Raw genomic sequence first — 18,503 nt, forward strand, 5'->3', positions numbered from 1 at the left:
AAACTCCTTTTGATTACTCGCCCGAGGGCGTCGCGGGAAATGCCTTGTCCGCCCACGCGTTGCGGGCGCGACTGGACTCGTCGAAAACCTTTTCTAGAGCAGGTCCGTCACCGGCTACCAGCAGCGCACGCAGATAGGCCAGCTCGGACAGGTAGGCATCCAACTCGGCCAGCAGCGAATGCCGGTTGGCCACGCAGATGTCCCGCCACATCTCCGGATGGCTGCCTGCCACGCGGGTGAAGTCCCGGAAACCGCTCGCCGCGTAGCTGAACAGCTGCTCGGCATTGGCCCGACCGGCCAGGTCATGAACAAGACCGAAGGCCAGCAGATGCGGCAGATGACTGACCGCCGCGAAAACCCGGTCGTGCTCCTGCGGACTCATCTCGTGCAGCACCGCGCCGCAGGCGGCCCACAGCTCACGGACCCGTGCCACGGACTCGGGGGCATTCTCCGGCAACGGCGTTACGACGACCTTGCGGCCGCGATACAGCTCCGCACGGGCCGCCGCCGGCCCACTCTTTTCCGCACCGGCGATGGGATGGGCCGGCACCACGTTGGCCAGATGGGCACCCAGGTGGCGGTAGATCGCCTCAATCACGTCACGCTTGGTGCTGCCCGCATCCGTCACGATGGTTCCGGCGGACAGGTGTGGCGCCATCGCCGCGGCCACCGCATCCATCTGGCCGACCGGCATCGCCAGCAGCACCATGTCGGCACCGTCGAGGGCCTCGGCCCAGTCGGTAGAAATCTCGTCGATCACGCCCAACTGGCGGGCCACCGCCAGCGGCTCGGGCCGCCGGCCGACGCCGACGATGCGATTGACCAGCCGCGCCTGGCGCAGGGCCAGGGCCACCGAGCCGCCGATCAGACCGACGCCGCAGACCACCAGCTTGTCGATCATCTTCACGGTGGGCCCCATTTAGCCCAGCGCCACCGGCAGGGCCTCGAGGAAGCGTGCGTTCTCGCTTTCCAGGCCGATGGAAACCCGCAACCATTCCGGCATTCCGTAGGCGCCGATCGGCCGGACGATGACGCCCTGCTTGAGCAGCGCCTGATTGACCGCAGCCCCGTTGCCGACCTTGAAGGTCACGAAATTGCCGGCGGACGGGATCCAGTCGAGGCCGAGCTCGACGAAACCGGCGGTCAGTTGAGCCATGCCGGTGCGGTTGAGCTCGTAGCTGCGCGCGAGGAATTCGTCGTCAAACAAGGCTGCGGCGGCGGCCACCAGACCGAGGCTGCACACATTGAAAGGCTGGCGCACCCGGTTCAACAGATCAATGACAGCCGGACTGGCCAGACCGTAGCCGACGCGCAGCCCAGCCAGGCCATAGGCCTTGGAGAAGGTGCGGCTGATCAGCAGGTTCGGGAAACGCTTGAGCCACGCGATCGCGTCGTAACGCTGCTCCGGCGACAGGTATTCGGTGTAGGCCTCGTCGAGGACCACCAGCACATGCCCGGGCACGCGGGCGAGGAAGGCCTCGATCTCCGCTCCAGGCAGGAAGGTGCCAGTCGGATTGTTGGGGTTGGCAATGAACAGCACCCGGGTCGCCGGCGTAATGGCGGCCAGCATAGCGTCCAGATCATGGCCGAAGTGCTTGGCCGGCACCTCGATGCCCCGTGCGCCCGCCTCCTGCGTCGCCAGCGGATACACCGCGAATGCGTGCTGGGAATACACAGCATCGATGCCCGGCCCGAGGAAGGCGCGGGCGGCCAGTTCGAGCACGTCGTTGGAACCGTTTCCCAGCACGATCTGGTCGTGGCCCACACTGTAGCGACGATGCAGCGCGTCCTTCAACTCAAAGCCGTTGCCGTCTGGATAGCGGGCGATGTCCGCCACCACCTCGAGCATGGCCTCACGGGCCTTCTCGCCGACGCCCAGCGGATTCTCGTTGGAGGCCAGCTTGACGATGGATTCCTCGGCCAGACCCATTTCGCGCGCCAGCTCGGAAATCGGCTTGCCGGGCTGATAGGGAGAAATGGCCCGGATATGAGCGGGCGCCAGATCGCACAAAGACATGAACAACTCCTGGGAATCAGTACACAGCCTGGGGGTAGGAGCCCAGGATCTTCAGATAGGCGGCGTTGCGTGCCAGGTCATCGAGGGCGGCCTTCACTGCCGGATCATCGCGATGGCCGTCGATGTCCACGTAGAACACGTATTCCCACAGGGCAGCGCGGGCCGGACGCGATTCGAGACGGGTCATCGAAACCCCGGCATCAGCCAGCGGCGCGAGGAGTTCGTGCACCGCACCCGGACGGTTGGTGGCCGACATGATCAGCGATGTCTTGTCCGCCCCGGTGCGCCCCGCATCATGGCGGCCGAGCACCAGGAAGCGCGTGGTGTTGTTGGGCTCGTCCTCGATGCTCTCGACCAGCCGCGGCAGGTCGTAGCGCTCGGACGCGGCTTCGCCGGCAATCGCCGCCACACCGGGCTCAAGAGAAGCCAGACGCGCGGCCTCCGCATTGCTGCCGACCGAGATGCGCGGCACGCCCGGCAGGTTGCCGTTCAGCCATTCATGGCACTGGGCCAGGGACTGAGCGTGGGAATACACCTTGCGGATCGCCGACAGCTCCGTCTCACGGGTCAGCAGATTCTGGTGGATACGCAGCACGACCTCGCCGCAGATCTTCAGCGAGGAGCCCAGCAGCAGATCGAGGGTCCGGCCAACCGCCCCTTCGGTGGAGTTCTCCACCGGTGCCACGCCGTAGTCCGCATGCCCGGCTTCCACTTCACGGAACACGTCGTCGATGGTCGTCTGCGGGGCCAGGCGCGCGGCGTGCCCGAACTGCTTGACCGCGGCGCTCTCAGAGAACGTGCCGAGCGGCCCCAGAAAGGCGACACCCAGCGGATTTTCCAGCGACAGACAGGCCGACATCACTTCCCGGAAGAAGAAAGTCACACTTTCGTTCGGCAGCGGCCCTTCGTTCAGGGACTGGATGCGCCGCAACACCTGCGCCTCCCGCTCCGGCCGGTAGATATAACCGGCGTCGCCATACCTGGCCTTGATCTCGCCCACGTGCTGGGCACACTTGGCGCGCTGGTTGAGCAGCGCCAGCATCTGCGCGTCGATGGTGTCGATCTGCTCGCGCACCACGCCGAGCTCACGCAGCATCTCGTCGTTCATGCCTTCTCCTCGTCCGTAACGCTCACGCCTTGCGCGCGGCGAAATCCTGCATCAGGTCCACCAGCGCCCGCACACCGTCCAGCGTCATCGCGTTGTAGATGGATGCGCGCATGCCGCCCACCGACTTGTGCCCCTTCAGGCCGGACAGCTGCCGCTCGGCGGCCTCGGCCAGGAAAGCGGCATCCAGCGCCGGATTGGCCAGCGTGAACGGCACGTTCATGCGCGAGCGGAAAGCCTCCTGCACCGGGTTGCGGTAAAAGCCGCCGCTGGACGCAATGGCATCGTAGACGAGCTGCGCCTTGGCGATATTGGTCTGCTCCACCGCCTCCAGGCCGCCCTGCGCCAGCAGGTCCTTGAAGATCAGGCCGGCCAGGTAGATGCCGAAGGTCGGCGGCGTGTTGAGCATGGAGCCGTTCTCCGCCATCGTCGCGTAGTCCATGACGCTCGGCGTGATCGCGGAGGCCTTGCCTAGCAGGTCTTCGCGCACGATCACGATGACCAGCCCGGCCGGGCCGATGTTCTTCTGCGCGCCGGCATAGATCAGGCCGTAACGGGACACGTCCATCGGGCGCGACAGAATGTGCGAGCTCATGTCCGCCACCAGCGGCACACCCGCCGGCGCGGTCGGCAGATCGAACATCTCGACGCCGTGGATGGTCTCGTTGGTGCAGATGTGCAGGTAGGCCGCCTGCGGATCGAGCTTCAGCTCGTCAGCCCCCGGCACCCGCATGAAATTGTCGGCTTCGCTCGAGCCGGCCAGGCGCACGGCGCCGAAACGCTGGGCTTCCTTGTAGGCCTTCTTGGACCACGAGCCGGTGACGATGTAGTCGGCGGAACGCCCGTCCAGGAGGTTCATTGGGATCTGCGCGAACTGCTGCGTCGCGCCGCCCTGCAGGAACAGCACCTTGTAGTTGGACGGGATACCCATCAGCGTGCGCAGGTCGGCCTCGGCCGCCTCGATCACACCGGTGAAATCCTTGCCCCGGTGGCTCACTTCCATGACGCTCATGCCGGTGCCCTGCCAGTCGAGCAGTTCGTCGCGCACCTGTTCGAGCACCTTGCTCGGCAGAACGGCAGGGCCCGCCGAGAAATTGAAAATCCGCATCGTCTGAATCCTTCCTCAGTTCGCTCAGGCTTCCGGCGCAGCGCCTTCGGCCCCGGCCTCGCCCGTCACGTCCTGCTCTTCTTCATCGCCTTCAAGAATCTTCTGCACGCCGGACAGCTTGCTGCCCTCGTCCACCGAAATCAGCGTGACGCCCTGGGTGGCACGACCCATCTCGCGGATCTCGGCCACGCGGGTCCGCACCAGCACGCCACCGGTGGTGATCAGCATGATCTGATCCTTCTCGGTCACCAGGGTTGCCGCCACCACCTTGCCGTTACGGTCGGAGGTCTGGATGGCGATCATGCCCTTGGTACCGCGGCCGTGGCGGGTGTACTCGCCGATCGGCGTACGCTTGCCAAAACCGTTCTCGGTGGCCGTCAGCACGCTCTGCTCTTCGTTCTCGGCCACCAACATGGCGATCACGGTCTGCCCGTCCTCCAGCGTCATGCCGCGCACACCGCGGGCCTGGCGGCCCATCGGACGCACGTCGTTCTCGCTGAAGCGCACCGCCTTGCCGGCGTCGGAGAAGAGCATCACGTCATGCTTGCCGTCGGTGATCGCCACCCCGACCAGGTAGTCGCCCTCATCCAGGCCCACGGCAATGATGCCGGCCTTGCGCGGGTTGGAGAAGTCGGTGAGCGGCGTCTTCTTGACCGTGCCCTCGGCGGTGGCCATGAAGATGAAATGCCCTTCGTCGAACTCCTTGACCGGCAGCACGGCGGTAATCTTCTCGCCGTCGAGCAGCGGGAAAAGGTTGACGATCGGCTTGCCACGGGAGTTCCGAGTGCCTTCCGGCACTTCGTACACCTTGAGCCAGTACAGGCGGCCTCGATTGGAGAAGCACAGGATGTGGTCGTGGGTATTGGCGACGAAGAGCTGGTCGACAAAATCGTCGTCCTTCACCGCCGCCGCCTGCTTGCCACGACCGCCGCGCTTCTGGGCACGGTAGTCGGTGAGCGGCTGACGCTTGAAGTAGCCGGTATGGGACAAGGTCACCACCATGTCCTGCGGGGCGATCAGGTCTTCGATGTTGATGTCGGCGGTGTTCATCACCACCTCGGAACGCCGCGGGTCGCCGAACTGCTGCTTGATGAGCGTCAGCTCGTCACCGATGATTGCGGTGATCCGCTCCGGGCGGGCCAGGATGTCGAGCAGGTCGGCGATGTTGGCCATCACCTCCTTGTACTCGGCAACGATCTTGTCCTGCTCCAGGCCGGTCAGGCGCTGCAGGCGCAGCTCAAGGATGGCCTGGGCCTGGGCGTCGGACAGGCGGTAGCCCTGGGCGGACAGGCCGAACTCCGGCGCCAGGCCTTCGGGACGGAAGCTGTCGGAAGTCGCGCGGGCCAGCATTTCCTCCACCAGCGCCGAGCGCCACTCGCGCCCCATCAGCGCTTTCTTGGCTTCCGGCGGGGTCGGCGCGGCCTTGATCAGCGCGATGATCTCGTCCACGTTGGAGAGTGCGACAGCCAAGCCTTCGAGAATGTGACCACGCTCGCGCGCCTTGCGCAGTTCGAAGATCGTGCGGCGGGTGACCACTTCGCGGCGGTGCGCCAGGAAGCACTCCACCATCTGGCGCAGGTTCAGCAGACGCGGCTTGCCGTCCACCAGCGCCACCATGTTCATGCCGAAGGTGTCCTGCAGCTGGGTCTGCTTGAACAGGTTGTTCAGCACCACGTCAGGCACTTCGTTGCGCTTAAGCTCGATGACCACGCGCATGCCGGACTTGTCCGACTCGTCACGGATCTCGCTAATGCCCTCGATCCTCTTCTCGTTCACCAGCTCGGCAATCTTCTCGAGCAGGGTCTTCTTGTTAACCTGGTACGGAATCTCGTCGACGATGATCGCCTGGCGATCGCCCTTGCCGATGTCTTCAAAGTGGGTGCGCGCACGCATCACCACGCGGCCACGGCCGGTGCGATAGCCCTCGTGTACGCCGGACAGGCCGTAGATCAGACCCGCGGTCGGGAAGTCCGGCGCCGGCACGATCTTGATCAGCTCGTCGATCGACACGTCCGGCTCCTGCAACAGGCGCAGACAGGCATCGACAACTTCGCTGAGGTTGTGCGGTGGGATGTTGGTCGCCATACCGACGGCAATACCGCCGGAACCGTTGATCAGCAAATTCGGGATGCGCGCCGGCAACACCAGCGGCTCCTTCTCCGAGCCGTCGTAGTTCGGCCCGAAGTCGACCGTTTCCTTGTCGATGTCGGCCAGCAGCTCATGGCCGATCTTGGCCATGCGGATTTCGGTGTAACGCATGGCCGCCGCGCTGTCGCCGTCCACCGAACCGAAGTTGCCCTGGCCGTCCACCAGCATGTAGCGCAGCGAGAAATTCTGTGCCATGCGGACGATGGTGTCATATACGGACTGATCGCCGTGGGGGTGATACTTACCGATCACGTCACCGACGATACGGGCGGACTTCTTGTAAGCCTTGTTCCAGTCGTTGCCCAGTTCGTGCATCGCAAACAGTACGCGCCGATGCACGGGTTTGAGGCCGTCACGCACATCCGGCAGGGCTCGCCCGACGATCACGCTCATCGCGTAATCCAGGTAGGCGTGACGCATCTCGTCTTCGAGGCTGATAGGGAGAGTTTCTTTGGCGAACGGGATCATGGCACCGCGGGAATCGACAGTTCGTCGAAAAGACGAAAAGACGCGAGTTTAGCACGCCGCGAGAGCCCTACTCCCGCCTGCGCTACCCCACCACGGCACGGCCCCGGCCAATTGTGACAGCCGCAGCGCATATGCTCTAATCGACCAACCCCGACCGGACACGACGCGGGACACCCTTTCGCCCAATACAAACAACGAGAACAGCCATGACGCCCATCGAGGTCGACCTGCTCATCGAGGCGCGCTGGATCATCCCGGTCGAGCCCGACGACACCACGCTGGAACACCACACTGTCGCCATCCGCGACGGCAGGATCGTCGAGATACTTCCAACCGGCGAGGCCCGCGCAAAATTCTCGGCGCAAGAACATGTCCAGCTGCCCGAGCACATCCTGATCCCGGGCCTCGTCAATCTACACTGCCATGCCGCCATGACGCTGATGCGCGGCCTGGCCGACGACCTTCCGCTGATGCGCTGGCTGCAGGAAGCCATCTGGCCGGCCGAAGCACGCCACGTCTCCCCTGCCTTCGTGAGGGACGGCAGCTTGCTGGCCGGGGCGGAGATGCTGCGTGGCGGCATCACCACCTGCAACGACATGTACTTCTTCCCTGAGGCGGCCGCCGACGCATTCGACCGCCTCGGCATGCGGGCCGTACTGGGCATCACCGTCCTGGAGTTCCCGTCACAGTACGCGGCGGACGCAGATGACTATCTGCACAAGGGACTCGCCGCCCACGACCAGTGGCAGAACCATCCTCGCATACGTTTTGCCTTGGCCCCCCACGCCCCCTATACCGTATCCAATCGCACATTCGAACGGGTTGGCGCGCTGGCGGACGAGCTCGATCTTCCTGTTCATATCCATATCCACGAAACGGCTACGGAAATTTCCGACAGCTTGCGCGACCATGGACAACGCCCCCTCGCCCGTCTCGATGACCTCGGACTGCTGGGACCCAACCTGATCGGTGTGCACGCCGTCCACCTCGACAACGAAGACATCGAACGCCTGGCTTTGCACAACTGTTCTGTCGCCCACTGCCCGACGTCCAATATGAAACTGGCCAGCGGCGCAGCGCCAATCTCCACCCTGCTGGATAGACACATCACGGTTGGATTGGGTAGCGATGGCGCGGCTAGCAACAACCGGCTCGACCTGTTTCGCGAAATGCACCAGGCCAGCCTGCTCGCCAAGCTGAGCAGCTGTGACGCCTCCACCCTCCCCGCCCACCAGGCCCTGCGCATGGCAACGCTATACGGCGCCCAAGCACTCGGACTCGACTCGACCATCGGCTCCCTCCTTCCCGGTAAAGCCGCCGATCTATGTGCCGTGGGTGTAGACGACGTGGACGACTTGCCTTGCTTCGATCCGATCTCGCACCTGATCTATGTACTTGGCCGGCGCGTTGTATCAGATGTGTGGGTTGCCGGCGAACGGCGTGTAGCCAGCGGAAAACTGTTGCAAATAACCAACACCGAGCTATTGAGCGCCGTCCGGCTATGGCAGAATAAGTTCCGCCAATGAATTGGATATGCTGCCTGAGTGCCTTGCGGCAACTCAACTTCAGCAAGTAAGTAATTTCCGGTTCTACCCCCTTTGCCTTGCGACGAGGAAAACGATGATCAAACAAGCCAAAAAACAACTGCTGATTGCCGCCGCAATGGCCGCTCTCGGCCTGTCCGCCTCCGCGAGCTTCGCCAAAGATGTCGTCGTGGATACGAAAGGCGAAGTCCCCTACGTGATCGACGCCCGTTCCGTTGTTGCCCGTAGCGGCCACGACCTGTGCTGGCGCACCGGCTACTGGACCCCGGCGGCTGCCTCCACCACCATGGCCGGCGAGTTCCCGGTTGGCTGCGAGTGCGACAAGGACGTCGTACCCCAGGACAAGTGCGTGAAGACCGCTGCTGCCCCGGCTGCTGGCGCCAAGAGCGCTCCGGCTCCGGTTGCCGCTCCGGCCCCCGTTGCTGAAAAGATCAAGCTGGCTGCCGATGCCCTCTTCGAATTCGACAAGGCTGTCCTGCTGCCCGCCGGCAAGACCAAGCTCGACGACCTGGCCGCCAAGTCCAAGGACGTCAAGCTGGAAGTCATCCTGGCTGTTGGCCACACCGACCGTATCGGTGGCGACGCCTACAACCAGAAGCTCTCCGAAAAGCGCGCTGCCGCTGTGAAGAGCTACCTGGTCAGCAAGGGCGTCGAAGCCAACCGCGTCTACACCGAAGGCAAGGGCAAGAAGCAGCCCGTCACCGGCGACTCCTGCAAGAACCTCGGCAAGGAGTCCGGCAAGAATAAGAAGCTGGTCGACTGCCTGCAGCCGGACCGCCGCGTGGAAATCGAAGTCATCGGCACCAAGTAATCGCCGATACGCTGGTTCCGCGCCAGTTCGCAAAAAGCCCTGCACTGCAGGGCTTTTTGTTTTTGAGCGCGGGCCAGCCTCTCGCATACAATCCCAACCTGATTACCGACCACTGCTGATGTCCGACTCCATGAACGCCGATCCCGCCGAACTGCAGAAATTCAGTGACCTCGCCCACCGTTGGTGGGACCCGGAATCTGAATTCAAGCCTCTCCACCAGATCAACCCCCTGCGCCTCGACTGGATCGACTCCGCCGCCGGCCTTACGGGCAAGCGTGTCGTCGACATCGGCTGCGGCGGCGGCATCCTGGCCGAATCTATGGCGGCCCGTGGCGCCCAGGTCACCGGTGTGGATCTCTCCGAAAAAGCCCTCGGCGTCGCTCGCCTGCACCTCTACGAAAGCGGCCAGACCGTCGATTATCGACACATTTCCGCCGAAGACATCGCTCGCGAGAATCCCGAAGGCTTCGACGTCGTGACCTGCATGGAAATGCTCGAACACGTTCCCGATCCGGCCAGTACCATTCGCGCCTGCGCCGCGCTGGTCAAACCCGGCGGGCATGTGTTCTTCTCCACCCTCAACCGCAACCTCAAGTCCTATCTGATGGCGGTTGTCGGCGCAGAATACGTCCTCAAGCTGCTGCCCAAGGGCACCCATGAGTACGCCAAATTCATCAAGCCGTCCGAACTCGCCCGCTATGTGCGCGAAGCCGGACTCGATGTAGAAGACCTGACCGGGATGCATTACAACCCGCTCAGCCAGGTCTATTCCCTCGGCCCCAATGCCGATGTGAATTACCTGATGCGGGCTTCAAAGCGTGGCTGAAGCCGTCTTTTTCGACCTGGACGGCACACTCGCCGACACCGCACCGGATCTCATCGGCACACTACATCGCCTTCAGGCCGAACACGGACGCCCAGAAACACCGTTCGAGCAACTACGCCCGATGGTTTCCAACGGCGTGCGCGGCTTGCTCGGTATGGGCTTCGGACTGACGCCTGATATGGCCGACTATCCGCCAATGGTCAAACGCTTCCTAGACCTGTACGCCGACGCCCTCTGCGTCGAAACTCAGCTCTTCGCAGGCATGGCCGAACTCCTCGACGCACTTGACGCCGACGGTATCGCCTGGGGCATCGTCACCAACAAGGCCGAGCGCTTCGCACGCCCCATCATCGAAACCCTCGGGCTCGCCGAACGCAGCCACTGCATCGTAGGTGGAAACACCGCCGCCCGCGCCAAGCCTCATCCTGATCCACTACTGCACGCCTGCCAGGTTTCCGGCACCAACCCACTGCAGTGCCTCTATGTTGGCGACGACATCCGCGACATCACGGCGGGGCGCGCCGCCGGCATGAAGACCGTGGCCGCCGCCTACGGCTATCTCGGCAACGGCGCCGCAATCCAGGCCTGGGAAGCGGATGTAATCATCCAGCACCCATTGGAAATCCTGGAGCTACTGAGAAGACCTTGAGTTTGTGTTAGGATACGGAACTTCCAGCTCAGGCTGGAAACCAATGCATGTAACAAGCATGGGGCCGACCTGGCTTCGACGTGGGTTGCAAAGCAGATCAGTGCATACCGAGGACCAGTTACCTCGTAAATCCACTGGAAAACTACAAACGCCAACGACGAGCGTTTCGCTCTGGCCGCTTAAGGCCTAAGCCACTGCACTGATTCGTTCCTGGGTCAGATGGGGTCAAACCCAATGCAGTGTCATTTACAGGAACTAGCAACAGATCGGGTTACTTGGTCTCGCGCGAAACTCTAGGTGACTCGCCTGTAGTCGGCCTGCCGATTGGCTAAACTCCGGGTTAAATTCAAATTAGTCGGCTAAGTATGTAGAACTGACTGTAGAGGGCTTGCGGACGGGGGTTCGATTCCCCCCGGCTCCACCAGAATCGAGTCCGGGATGTTCCGGAGAAGGCCGAGAAACCTAGCAATATCAGGGTTCTCGGCCTTTTTTACGTCTGTAGTGTTCCGGTACAGGCTATTGCAAGCCGGCCCTTCGTGGGGGCATTATTGGAGGAATGGATGCCCCCAACGCCCCTAGATCCCGCCTCCATTGAGGCACTCCGCCCGCGCGGCACAACCTACAAGGTAACGGACGGACTTGGGCTCTACCTCGAGATCCGCCCCAACGGCGCGAAGTACTGGCGCCTGCGCTACCGATGGGCAGGCAAGCAAAACACGCTCTCCTGTGGCGTGTATCCGGAAACCAGCCTTGAATGAAGCAGCACGTGAGCGGCGAGATGCCGCGAGATCCCTTCTTGCGGCCGGCGTAGATCCGAGCGATCACGCCAGGAGCGTATCCGAAAGAACGACGAGCAGGCCCGCCAGAAAACAGCCACCCGCTTCCTGCTGGATAGCGATGGTGCGCTTTCTTTCCGCCTTGGCGCCCGCTACGTCACCTTGACTCCATCTTGAAACAGCCGAGCTGCGCGGCCCTGGATGCAACCCGCAGCGTGCCCCCACGAGGTGAAAAATGCCCCTAACCGACTCCGCTATCCGCTCCGCCAAGCCGGGCGAGAAACCAGTCCGGATGTTCGACGGCGGCGGCCTGTACCTTGAGATCTCACCGGCAGGCGGGAAACTCTGGCGCTTGAAATATCGCATCGACGGGAAAGAGAAACGGCTGTCCTTCGGCGCCTATCCTGATGTACCCCTCAAAGCGGCACGCGACCGCCGCGACGAAGCCCGCCGTCTCCTATCGACCCGGGCGAACACAAGAAGGCCCACAAGAACGCCTGCGCCGACGCTGTGGCCAACAGCTTCGAGACGGTGGCCCGCGAGTGGTTCACCAAGATGCTCCTACCTGGACACTCGACCACGCTGACAAGATCATCAAGCGCCTGGAGCGCGACGTGTTCCCGTGGATCGGCGACAAGCATATTGCCGACCTGAATGCCCCCGAGGCGCTGACTACGATCCGCCGCATTGAAGCCCGTGGAAGGTTGGAGACGGCCCACCGTGCGCTCCAGAACTGCGGCCAGGTGTTCCGATATGCCGTGGCGACTGGACGCGCTGAACGCGACCTGACCGGCGACCTGCGCGGCGTCCTCCCCCCGACCCGTGAAAAGCACATGGCCGCGATCACCGCCCCGGCCGAGGTGGGCGCCCTGCTCCGCGCCATCGACGCCTTCCGGGGCCCCCTGATCGTCCAATCAGCCCTGAAGCTGTCGGCCCTGGTGGTTCGTCCGCCCTGGCGAGTTGCGACAAGCCGAGTGGGTAGAGATCGATCTGGACAAAGGCGAATGAAACATCCCGGCCAGCCGGATGAAGGGATGGGCCCGCAAAGGTATCACGACGCCGCACCTCGTCCCGCTGGCGCCCCAGGCCGTGGCGATCCTGCGCGACCTGAAGCCGCTGACCGGGCGTGGACAGTTCGTGTTCTCCGGCCGAGATCCGAAGAAGTGCATGAGCAACACCACAGTGAATGCAGCCCTACGCCGCATGGGCTACGACACCAAAACCGAGATGACCGGGCACGGCTTCCGCGCGATGGCCAGCTGGGTTCTGTATCAACTGCTAACACCTGAGCAAGGGTTGAATGCAGGCGTTGGCGGGATCTTGTTTTGTGTTGCCGGCCAATACAAAAAGCCCCCGCAGAGAACTCTGCGGGGGCTTCGATGGGTTAGTCTGACGATGACCTACTTTCACGCACGGCTGTGCACTATCATCGGCGCGGTCTCGTTTCACGGTCCTGTTCGGGATGGGAAGGGGTGGTTCCAAGACGCTATGGTCGTCAGACTATAACTTGTACCGCTCAGGCGCGCTTTCGCGCTGAGCGTCAAAGGGAAGAAGTGTTCTGTGGGGTGTGTGACTGCGCTGTGCGCGGTGTTCATCTTGCACTTTTTTGCAAGGTTATAGGATCAAGCCTCACGGGCAATTAGTACTGGTTAGCTTAACGCATTACTGCGCTTCCACACCCAGCCTATCAACGTCGTGGTCTTCAACGACCCTTCAGGGGAATCAAGTTCCCAGGGATATCTCATCTTGAGGCGAGTTTCCCGCTTAGATGCTTTCAGCGGTTATCTCTTCCGGATTTAGCTACCCGGCGATGCGACTGGCGTCACAACCGGTACACCAGAGATCCGTCCACTCCGGTCCTCTCGTACTAGGAGCAGGCCCCCTCAAATATCCAGCGCCCACGGCAGATAGGGACCAAACTGTCTCACGACGTTTTAAACCCAGCTCACGTACCACTTTAAATGGCGAACAGCCATACCCTTGGGACCGGCTACAGCCCCAGGATGTGATGAGCCGACATCGAGGTGCCAAACTCCGCCGTCGATGTGAACTCTTGGGCGGAATCAGCCTGTTATCCCCAGAGTACCTTTTATCCGTTGAGCGATGGCCCTTCCATACAGAACCACCGGATCACTATGACCTGCTTTCGCACCTGCTCGACTTGTCGGTCTCGCAGTCAAGCCTTCTTTTGCCATTGCACTATCAGTACGATGTCCGACCGTACCTAGAAGACCTTCGTACTCCTCCGTTACCTTTTGGGAGGAGACCGCCCCAGTCAAACTGCCTACCATGCACGGTCCCCGATCTGGATTCACAGACCTAGGTTAGAACCTCAACGACACCAGGGTGGTATTTCAAGGACGGCTCCACCAGAACTAGCGTCCTGGTCTCAGCGCCTCCCACCTATCCTACACAAGTCCCGTCAAAGTCCAATGCAAAGCTACAGTAAAGGTTCATGGGGTCTTTCCGTCTAGCCGCGGGGAGATTGCATCTTCACAAACACTTCAACTTCGCTGAGTCTCAGGAGGAGACAGTGTGGCCATCGTTACGCCATTCGTGCAGGTCGGAACTTACCCGACAAGGAATTTCGCTACCTTAGGACCGTTATAGTTACGGCCGCCGTTTACCGGGGCTTCGATCAAGAGCTTGCACCCCATCACTTAACCTTCCGGCACCGGGCAGGCGTCACACCCTATACGTCCACTTTCGTGTTTGCAGAGTGCTGTGTTTTTAATAAACAGTCGCAGCCACCGATTCTCTGCGGCCTCTTCGCCCTTCGGATGTACTCCTACAAGCTACCGAGGCATACCTTCTCCCGAAGTTACGGTATCAATTTGCCGAGTTCCTTCTCCTGAGTTCTCTCAAGCGCCTTAGTATCTTCTACCTGCCCACCTGTGTCGGTTTGCGGTACGGTCACTCTATGACTGAAGCTTAGAGGCTTTTCCTGGAAGCAGGGTATCAATCACTTCGGTCTCAAAGAGACCTCGTCGTCACGCCTCAGCTAAGCTCTCCGGATTTGCCTAAAGAGCACGCCTACACGCTTAAACCGGGACGTCCAACACCCGGCTGACCTAACCTTCTCCGTCCCCCCATCGCATCATAGAGCGGTACAGGAATATTGACCTGTTTCCCATCGACTACGCATTTCTGCCTCGCCTTAGGGGCCGACTCACCCTGCGTCGATGAACGTTGCGCAGGAAACCTTGGGCTTTCGGCGAGGGTGCTTTTCACACCCTTTATCGCTACTCATGTCAGCATTCGCACTTCTGATATCTCCAGCATCCTTTACAAGACACCTTCACAGACTTACAGAACGCTCCCCTACCATCTCTTACGAGATCCGCAGCTTCGGTTCATGGCTTGAGCCCCGTTACATCTTCCGCGCAGGACGACTCGACTAGTGAGCTATTACGCTTTCTTTAAAGGGTGGCTGCTTCTAAGCCAACCTCCTAGCTGTCTATGCCTTCCCACCTCGTTTTCCACTTAGCCATGTATTTGGGACCTTAGCTGGCGGTCTGGGTTGTTTCCCTCTTGACGATGGACGTTAGCACCCACCGTCTGTCTCCCGTGTATCACTTTCCGGTATTCGGAGTTTGCTATCGCGGGGTAGATCGCAATGACCCCCCCAACGATTACAGTGCTCTACCCCCGGAAGTGTCCGCACGAGGCACTACCTAAATAGTTTTCGGGGAGAACCAGCTATTTCCAAGTTTGTTTAGCCTTTCACCCCTATCCACAGCTCATCCCCTAATTTTTCAACATTAGTGGGTTCGGACCTCCAGTGCGTGTTACCGCACCTTCATCCTGGCCATGGATAGATCACTTGGTTTCGGGTCTACGCCCAGCAACTGAATCGCCCTTATCAGACTCGCTTTCGCTACGCCTCCCCTATCCGGTTAAGCTTGCTACTGAACGTAAGTCGCTGACCCATTATACAAAAGGTACGCAGTCACCCCTTGCGAGGCTCCCACTGTTTGTATGCATGCGGTTTCAGGATCTATTTCACTCCCCTCCCGGGGTTCTTTTCGCCTTTCCCTCACGGTACTGGTTCACTATCGGTCGATCACGAGTATTTAGCCTTGGAGGATGGTCCCCCCATCTTCAGACAGGATTTCACGTGTCCCGCCCTACTTGTCGCACGCTCAGACCCGCCGGCTACTTTTCACATACGGGGCTATCACCCACTATGGCCAAGCTTTCCAGCTTGTTCTGTTAAGTAACCGGTTTAGTCGTGCAGGCTCATCCCCGTTCGCTCGCCACTACTTGGGGAATCTCGGTTGATTTCTTTTCCTCGGGGTACTTAGATGTTTCAGTTCTCCCGGTTCGCTTCCACTGACCTATGAATTCAGTCAGGGATACCTCAAAAGAGGTGGGTTTCCCCATTCGGATATCGGGGGATCAAAGCTCCATTGCCAGCTCCCCCCCGCTTTTCGCAGGCTTGCACGTCCTTCATCGCCTGTGATCGCCAAGGCATCCACCACATGCACTTTGTCGCTTGATCCTATAACGTTGCACTCTGATTGCTCAGAGACAAAGCTATCGACGAACTCGCGCTTGTGCGCATCACCACTGTGCTGGTTCAAAGCCAGCAGTGATGCAAATGCAATCACACAACCCATGTAGCCTCTGTCTCATCAACAGACGCTACACACTTCTTCCACTTTGTTAAAGATCGAACAGTCTTACTGGCAAAAACCAGAACAAAGCACACGCACCGTGCTGCTTTGTTCTGATCTCTGGTGGAGGCAGTCGGGATCGAACCGACGACCCCCGGCTTGCAAAGCCGGTGCTCTCCCAGCTGAGCTATGCCCCCTTTGATCGCTTGGTGGGTCAGGTAGGAATCGAACCTACGACCCCCGCCTTATCAAGACGGTGCTCTAACCGACTGAGCTACTGACCCCCATTACTGTTTCGAGGATCAGCCCAGACAGCCCGACATCAGCCCGCGATGTCTCACTGCCTGACGCCCAGCCTCTCACTGTTCTTTAAAAAACAACCGATAGGTTGTGGATACTCGATTCAGAGGTTTTTCTCTAGAAAGGAGGTGATCCAGCCGCACCTTCCGATACGGCTACCTTGTTACGACTTCACCCCAGTCATGAAGCTCACCGTGGTAAGCGCCCTCCTTGCGGTTAAGCTACCTACTTCTGGTAAACCCCACTCCCATGGTGTGACGGGCGGTGTGTACAAGACCCGGGAACGTATTCACCGCAGCATGCTGATCTGCGATTACTAGCGATTCCGACTTCATGGAGTCGAGTTGCAGACTCCAATCCGGACTACGATCGGCTTTCTGGGATTGGCTCCACCTCGCGGCTTGGCAACCCTCTGTACCGACCATTGTATGACGTGTGAAGCCCTACCCATAAGGGCCATGAGGACTTGACGTCATCCCCACCTTCCTCCGGTTTGTCACCGGCAGTCTCATTAGAGTGCCCAACTTAATGCTGGCAACTAATGACAAGGGTTGCGCTCGTTGCGGGACTTAACCCAACATCTCACGACACGAGCTGACGACAGCCATGCAGCACCTGTGTCCAGGCTCTCTTTCGAGCACCAAGCCATCTCTGGCAAGTTCCTGGCATGTCAAGGGTAGGTAAGGTTTTTCGCGTTGCATCGAATTAATCCACATCATCCACCGCTTGTGCGGGTCCCCGTCAATTCCTTTGAGTTTTAACCTTGCGGCCGTACTCCCCAGGCGGTCAACTTCACGCGTTAGCTGCGTTACTCAATGAGTCTCCTCACCGAACAACTAGTTGACATCGTTTAGGGCGTGGACTACCAGGGTATCTAATCCTGTTTGCTCCCCACGCTTTCGTGCATGAGCGTCAGTACTGGCCCAGGAGGCTGCCTTCGCCATCGGTGTTCCTCCGCATCTCTACGCATTTCACTGCTACACGCGGAATTCCACCTCCCTCTGCCGTACTCGAGTGATGCAGTCACAAACGCAGTTCCCAGGTTGAGCCCGGGGATTTCACATCTGTCTTACATCACCGCCTGCGCACGCTTTACGCCCAGTAATTCCGATTAACGCTCGCACCCTACGTATTACCGCGGCTGCTGGCACGTAGTTAGCCGGTGCTTCTTCTGTCGGTACCGTCATCCCCCCGAGGTATTAACCCGAAGGATTTCTTTCCGACTGAAAGAGCTTTACAACCCGAAGGCCTTCTTCACTCACGCGGCATGGCTGGATCAGGCTTTCGCCCATTGTCCAAAATTCCCCACTGCTGCCTCCCGTAGGAGTCTGGGCCGTGTCTCAGTCCCAGTGTGGCGGATCATCCTCTCAGACCCGCTACGGATCGTCGCCTTGGTAGGCCTTTACCCCACCAACTAGCTAATCCGACATCGGCCGCTCGTATAACGCGAGGTCTTACGATCCCCCGCTTTCCCCCTCAGGGCGTATGCGGTATTAGCGTAACTTTCGCTACGTTATCCCCCATTACACGGCACGTTCCGATGCATTACTCACCCGTTCGCCACTCGCCACCAGGCCGAAGCCCGTGCTGCCGTTCGACTTGCATGTGTAAAGCATGCCGCCAGCGTTCAATCTGAGCCAGGATCAAACTCTTAAGTTCAATCCAAAAACTCCAGAAACCTGACGATTTCTGCAGATACTTCAATTTCTTTGTGGCTTCTGATATAAATCAGTCACCCCTCGAAACCGAGCACCCACACCTATCGGTTGTTCATCTTTTTAAAGAACTGCTGCAGAAGCAGCGAAGAGGTGCGCATTATACAGAGCTTTTTAACCCTGTCAAGCATTTTGTTTCAGCACTTCGAAACAAACTACTTAGCGCGCCAGCACCGAAACACACAAACCGCTTCAGCACCGCCTCCTCACCCCGTAGCGCTTATTGCGTAACGCGCTGCAGCGAAAGAGCTGCGCATTATAAAGAGTTATCGGAATGCGTCAACACCATTTGGGAAAATAATTCTCGAGGCGCCGCAGGGACGCCAATGTACGCCTCACCGGCTGCCACTTCGCACACGCCAAAGGACTGCGCCTAGCTTCAAGCCACGCAGTCACTTACATCGAAAATCTGGGGTCGTA

12 protein-coding genes, 2 tRNA genes, 3 rRNA genes and 1 other RNA gene are annotated in these 18,503 nt (G+C 60.3%); 8 read left to right on the top strand and 10 right to left on the bottom strand.

Annotated features, from left to right (window positions below; translation table 11 throughout):
* Positions 1-13: 13 nt before the first annotated feature.
* The 5 genes from AC3QL2_RS01850 to gyrA are packed head-to-tail and all read right to left on the bottom strand — an operon-like array spanning position 14 to position 6,846.
* Positions 14-907, bottom strand: a complete 894-nt coding sequence (locus tag AC3QL2_RS01850; RefSeq protein ID WP_493236112.1) for a prephenate dehydrogenase — start codon at positions 905-907, stop codon at positions 14-16.
* A gap of 12 nt (positions 908-919) precedes the next feature.
* Entirely contained in the window at positions 920-2,017 is a 1,098-nt protein-coding gene (gene hisC, locus AC3QL2_RS01855) for a histidinol-phosphate transaminase (RefSeq protein ID WP_493236111.1), read from the bottom strand.
* A 16-nt stretch (positions 2,018-2,033) separates the two neighbouring features.
* Positions 2,034-3,125: a prephenate dehydratase gene (pheA, locus tag AC3QL2_RS01860; RefSeq protein WP_493236110.1), complete on the bottom strand. Its 1,092-nt coding sequence runs from the start codon at positions 3,123-3,125 to the stop codon at positions 2,034-2,036.
* A 22-nt stretch (positions 3,126-3,147) separates the two neighbouring features.
* A complete protein-coding gene (gene serC, locus AC3QL2_RS01865) occupies positions 3,148-4,230 on the bottom strand; it encodes a 3-phosphoserine/phosphohydroxythreonine transaminase (protein ID WP_493236109.1) in 1,083 nt (360 codons plus the stop codon).
* Between the two features lie 24 nt (positions 4,231-4,254).
* The gene (gyrA, locus tag AC3QL2_RS01870) at positions 4,255-6,846 is read right to left on the bottom strand and encodes a DNA gyrase subunit A (RefSeq protein ID WP_493236108.1); all 2,592 of its coding nucleotides are present in this window, start codon (positions 6,844-6,846) and stop codon (positions 4,255-4,257) included.
* 206 nt (positions 6,847-7,052) lie between these two features.
* On the opposite strand from gyrA, the gene AC3QL2_RS01875 reads away from it, so the two are divergent.
* From AC3QL2_RS01875 to AC3QL2_RS01910, 8 genes are all read left to right on the top strand, one after another.
* Positions 7,053-8,372, top strand: a complete 1,320-nt coding sequence (locus tag AC3QL2_RS01875; RefSeq protein ID WP_493236107.1) for a TRZ/ATZ family hydrolase — start codon at positions 7,053-7,055, stop codon at positions 8,370-8,372.
* A gap of 94 nt (positions 8,373-8,466) precedes the next feature.
* Positions 8,467-9,201, top strand: coding sequence for an OmpA family protein (locus AC3QL2_RS01880; protein ID WP_493236106.1), 735 nt, complete (start codon positions 8,467-8,469; stop codon positions 9,199-9,201).
* Between the two features lie 118 nt (positions 9,202-9,319).
* The gene (gene ubiG, locus AC3QL2_RS01885) at positions 9,320-10,027 is read left to right on the top strand and encodes a bifunctional 2-polyprenyl-6-hydroxyphenol methylase/3-demethylubiquinol 3-O-methyltransferase UbiG (RefSeq protein WP_493236105.1); all 708 of its coding nucleotides are present in this window, start codon (positions 9,320-9,322) and stop codon (positions 10,025-10,027) included.
* Entirely contained in the window at positions 10,020-10,676 is a 657-nt protein-coding gene (gene gph, locus AC3QL2_RS01890; protein WP_493236104.1) for a phosphoglycolate phosphatase, read from the top strand. The genes ubiG and gph overlap by 8 nt, the downstream gene beginning before the upstream one ends.
* Before the next feature lie 60 nt (positions 10,677-10,736).
* Positions 10,737-11,100: a transfer-messenger RNA gene (gene ssrA, locus AC3QL2_RS01895) on the top strand.
* Positions 11,101-11,236: 136 nt separating this feature from the next.
* A complete protein-coding gene (locus tag AC3QL2_RS01900) occupies positions 11,237-11,434 on the top strand; it encodes an Arm DNA-binding domain-containing protein (protein ID WP_493236103.1) in 198 nt (65 codons plus the stop codon).
* A 310-nt stretch (positions 11,435-11,744) separates the two neighbouring features.
* Positions 11,745-12,038 carry an Arm DNA-binding domain-containing protein gene (locus AC3QL2_RS01905; protein WP_493237128.1) on the top strand — a complete coding sequence of 98 codons (294 nt, stop codon included), beginning with the start codon at positions 11,745-11,747 and terminating at the stop codon, positions 12,036-12,038.
* Positions 11,995-12,741, top strand: a complete 747-nt coding sequence (locus tag AC3QL2_RS01910) for a tyrosine-type recombinase/integrase (RefSeq protein ID WP_493240338.1) — start codon at positions 11,995-11,997, stop codon at positions 12,739-12,741. Before AC3QL2_RS01905 ends, AC3QL2_RS01910 begins: the two co-directional genes overlap by 44 nt.
* Positions 12,742-12,839: 98 nt before the next feature.
* On the opposite strand, the gene rrf is transcribed toward AC3QL2_RS01910, so the two are convergent.
* The 5 genes from rrf to AC3QL2_RS01935 form a co-directional block, all read right to left on the bottom strand.
* A 5S ribosomal RNA gene (gene rrf / locus AC3QL2_RS01915) occupies positions 12,840-12,952 on the bottom strand.
* 118 nt (positions 12,953-13,070) lie between these two features.
* Positions 13,071-15,953, bottom strand: a 23S ribosomal RNA gene (locus AC3QL2_RS01920).
* A gap of 236 nt (positions 15,954-16,189) precedes the next feature.
* A tRNA-Ala gene (locus tag AC3QL2_RS01925) sits at positions 16,190-16,265 on the bottom strand.
* 10 nt (positions 16,266-16,275) lie between these two features.
* A tRNA-Ile gene (locus tag AC3QL2_RS01930) sits at positions 16,276-16,352 on the bottom strand.
* Positions 16,353-16,489: 137 nt separating this feature from the next.
* A 16S ribosomal RNA gene (locus AC3QL2_RS01935) occupies positions 16,490-18,027 on the bottom strand.
* The 16S, 23S and 5S rRNA genes sit together here with 2 tRNA genes alongside, the layout of an rRNA operon.
* Positions 18,028-18,503 lie beyond the last annotated feature (476 nt).

Source organism: Zoogloea sp. GW822-FHT05C07 (assembly GCF_058800215.1).

Coding starts and splice junctions, on each gene's coding strand:
- hisC (WP_493236111.1), bottom strand. CDS start 2,017: ATGTCTTTGTGCGATCTGGCGCCCGCTCATATCCGGGCCATTTCTCCC.
- pheA (WP_493236110.1), bottom strand. CDS start 3,125: ATGAACGACGAGATGCTGCGTGAGCTCGGCGTGGTGCGCGAGCAGATC.
- serC (WP_493236109.1), bottom strand. CDS start 4,230: ATGCGGATTTTCAATTTCTCGGCGGGCCCTGCCGTTCTGCCGAGCAAG.
- gyrA (WP_493236108.1), bottom strand. CDS start 6,846: ATGATCCCGTTCGCCAAAGAAACTCTCCCTATCAGCCTCGAAGACGAG.
- AC3QL2_RS01875 (WP_493236107.1), top strand. CDS start 7,053: ATGACGCCCATCGAGGTCGACCTGCTCATCGAGGCGCGCTGGATCATC.
- AC3QL2_RS01880 (WP_493236106.1), top strand. CDS start 8,467: ATGATCAAACAAGCCAAAAAACAACTGCTGATTGCCGCCGCAATGGCC.
- ubiG (WP_493236105.1), top strand. CDS start 9,320: ATGTCCGACTCCATGAACGCCGATCCCGCCGAACTGCAGAAATTCAGT.
- AC3QL2_RS01900 (WP_493236103.1), top strand. CDS start 11,237: ATGCCCCCAACGCCCCTAGATCCCGCCTCCATTGAGGCACTCCGCCCG.
- AC3QL2_RS01905 (WP_493237128.1), top strand. CDS start 11,745: ATGTTCGACGGCGGCGGCCTGTACCTTGAGATCTCACCGGCAGGCGGG.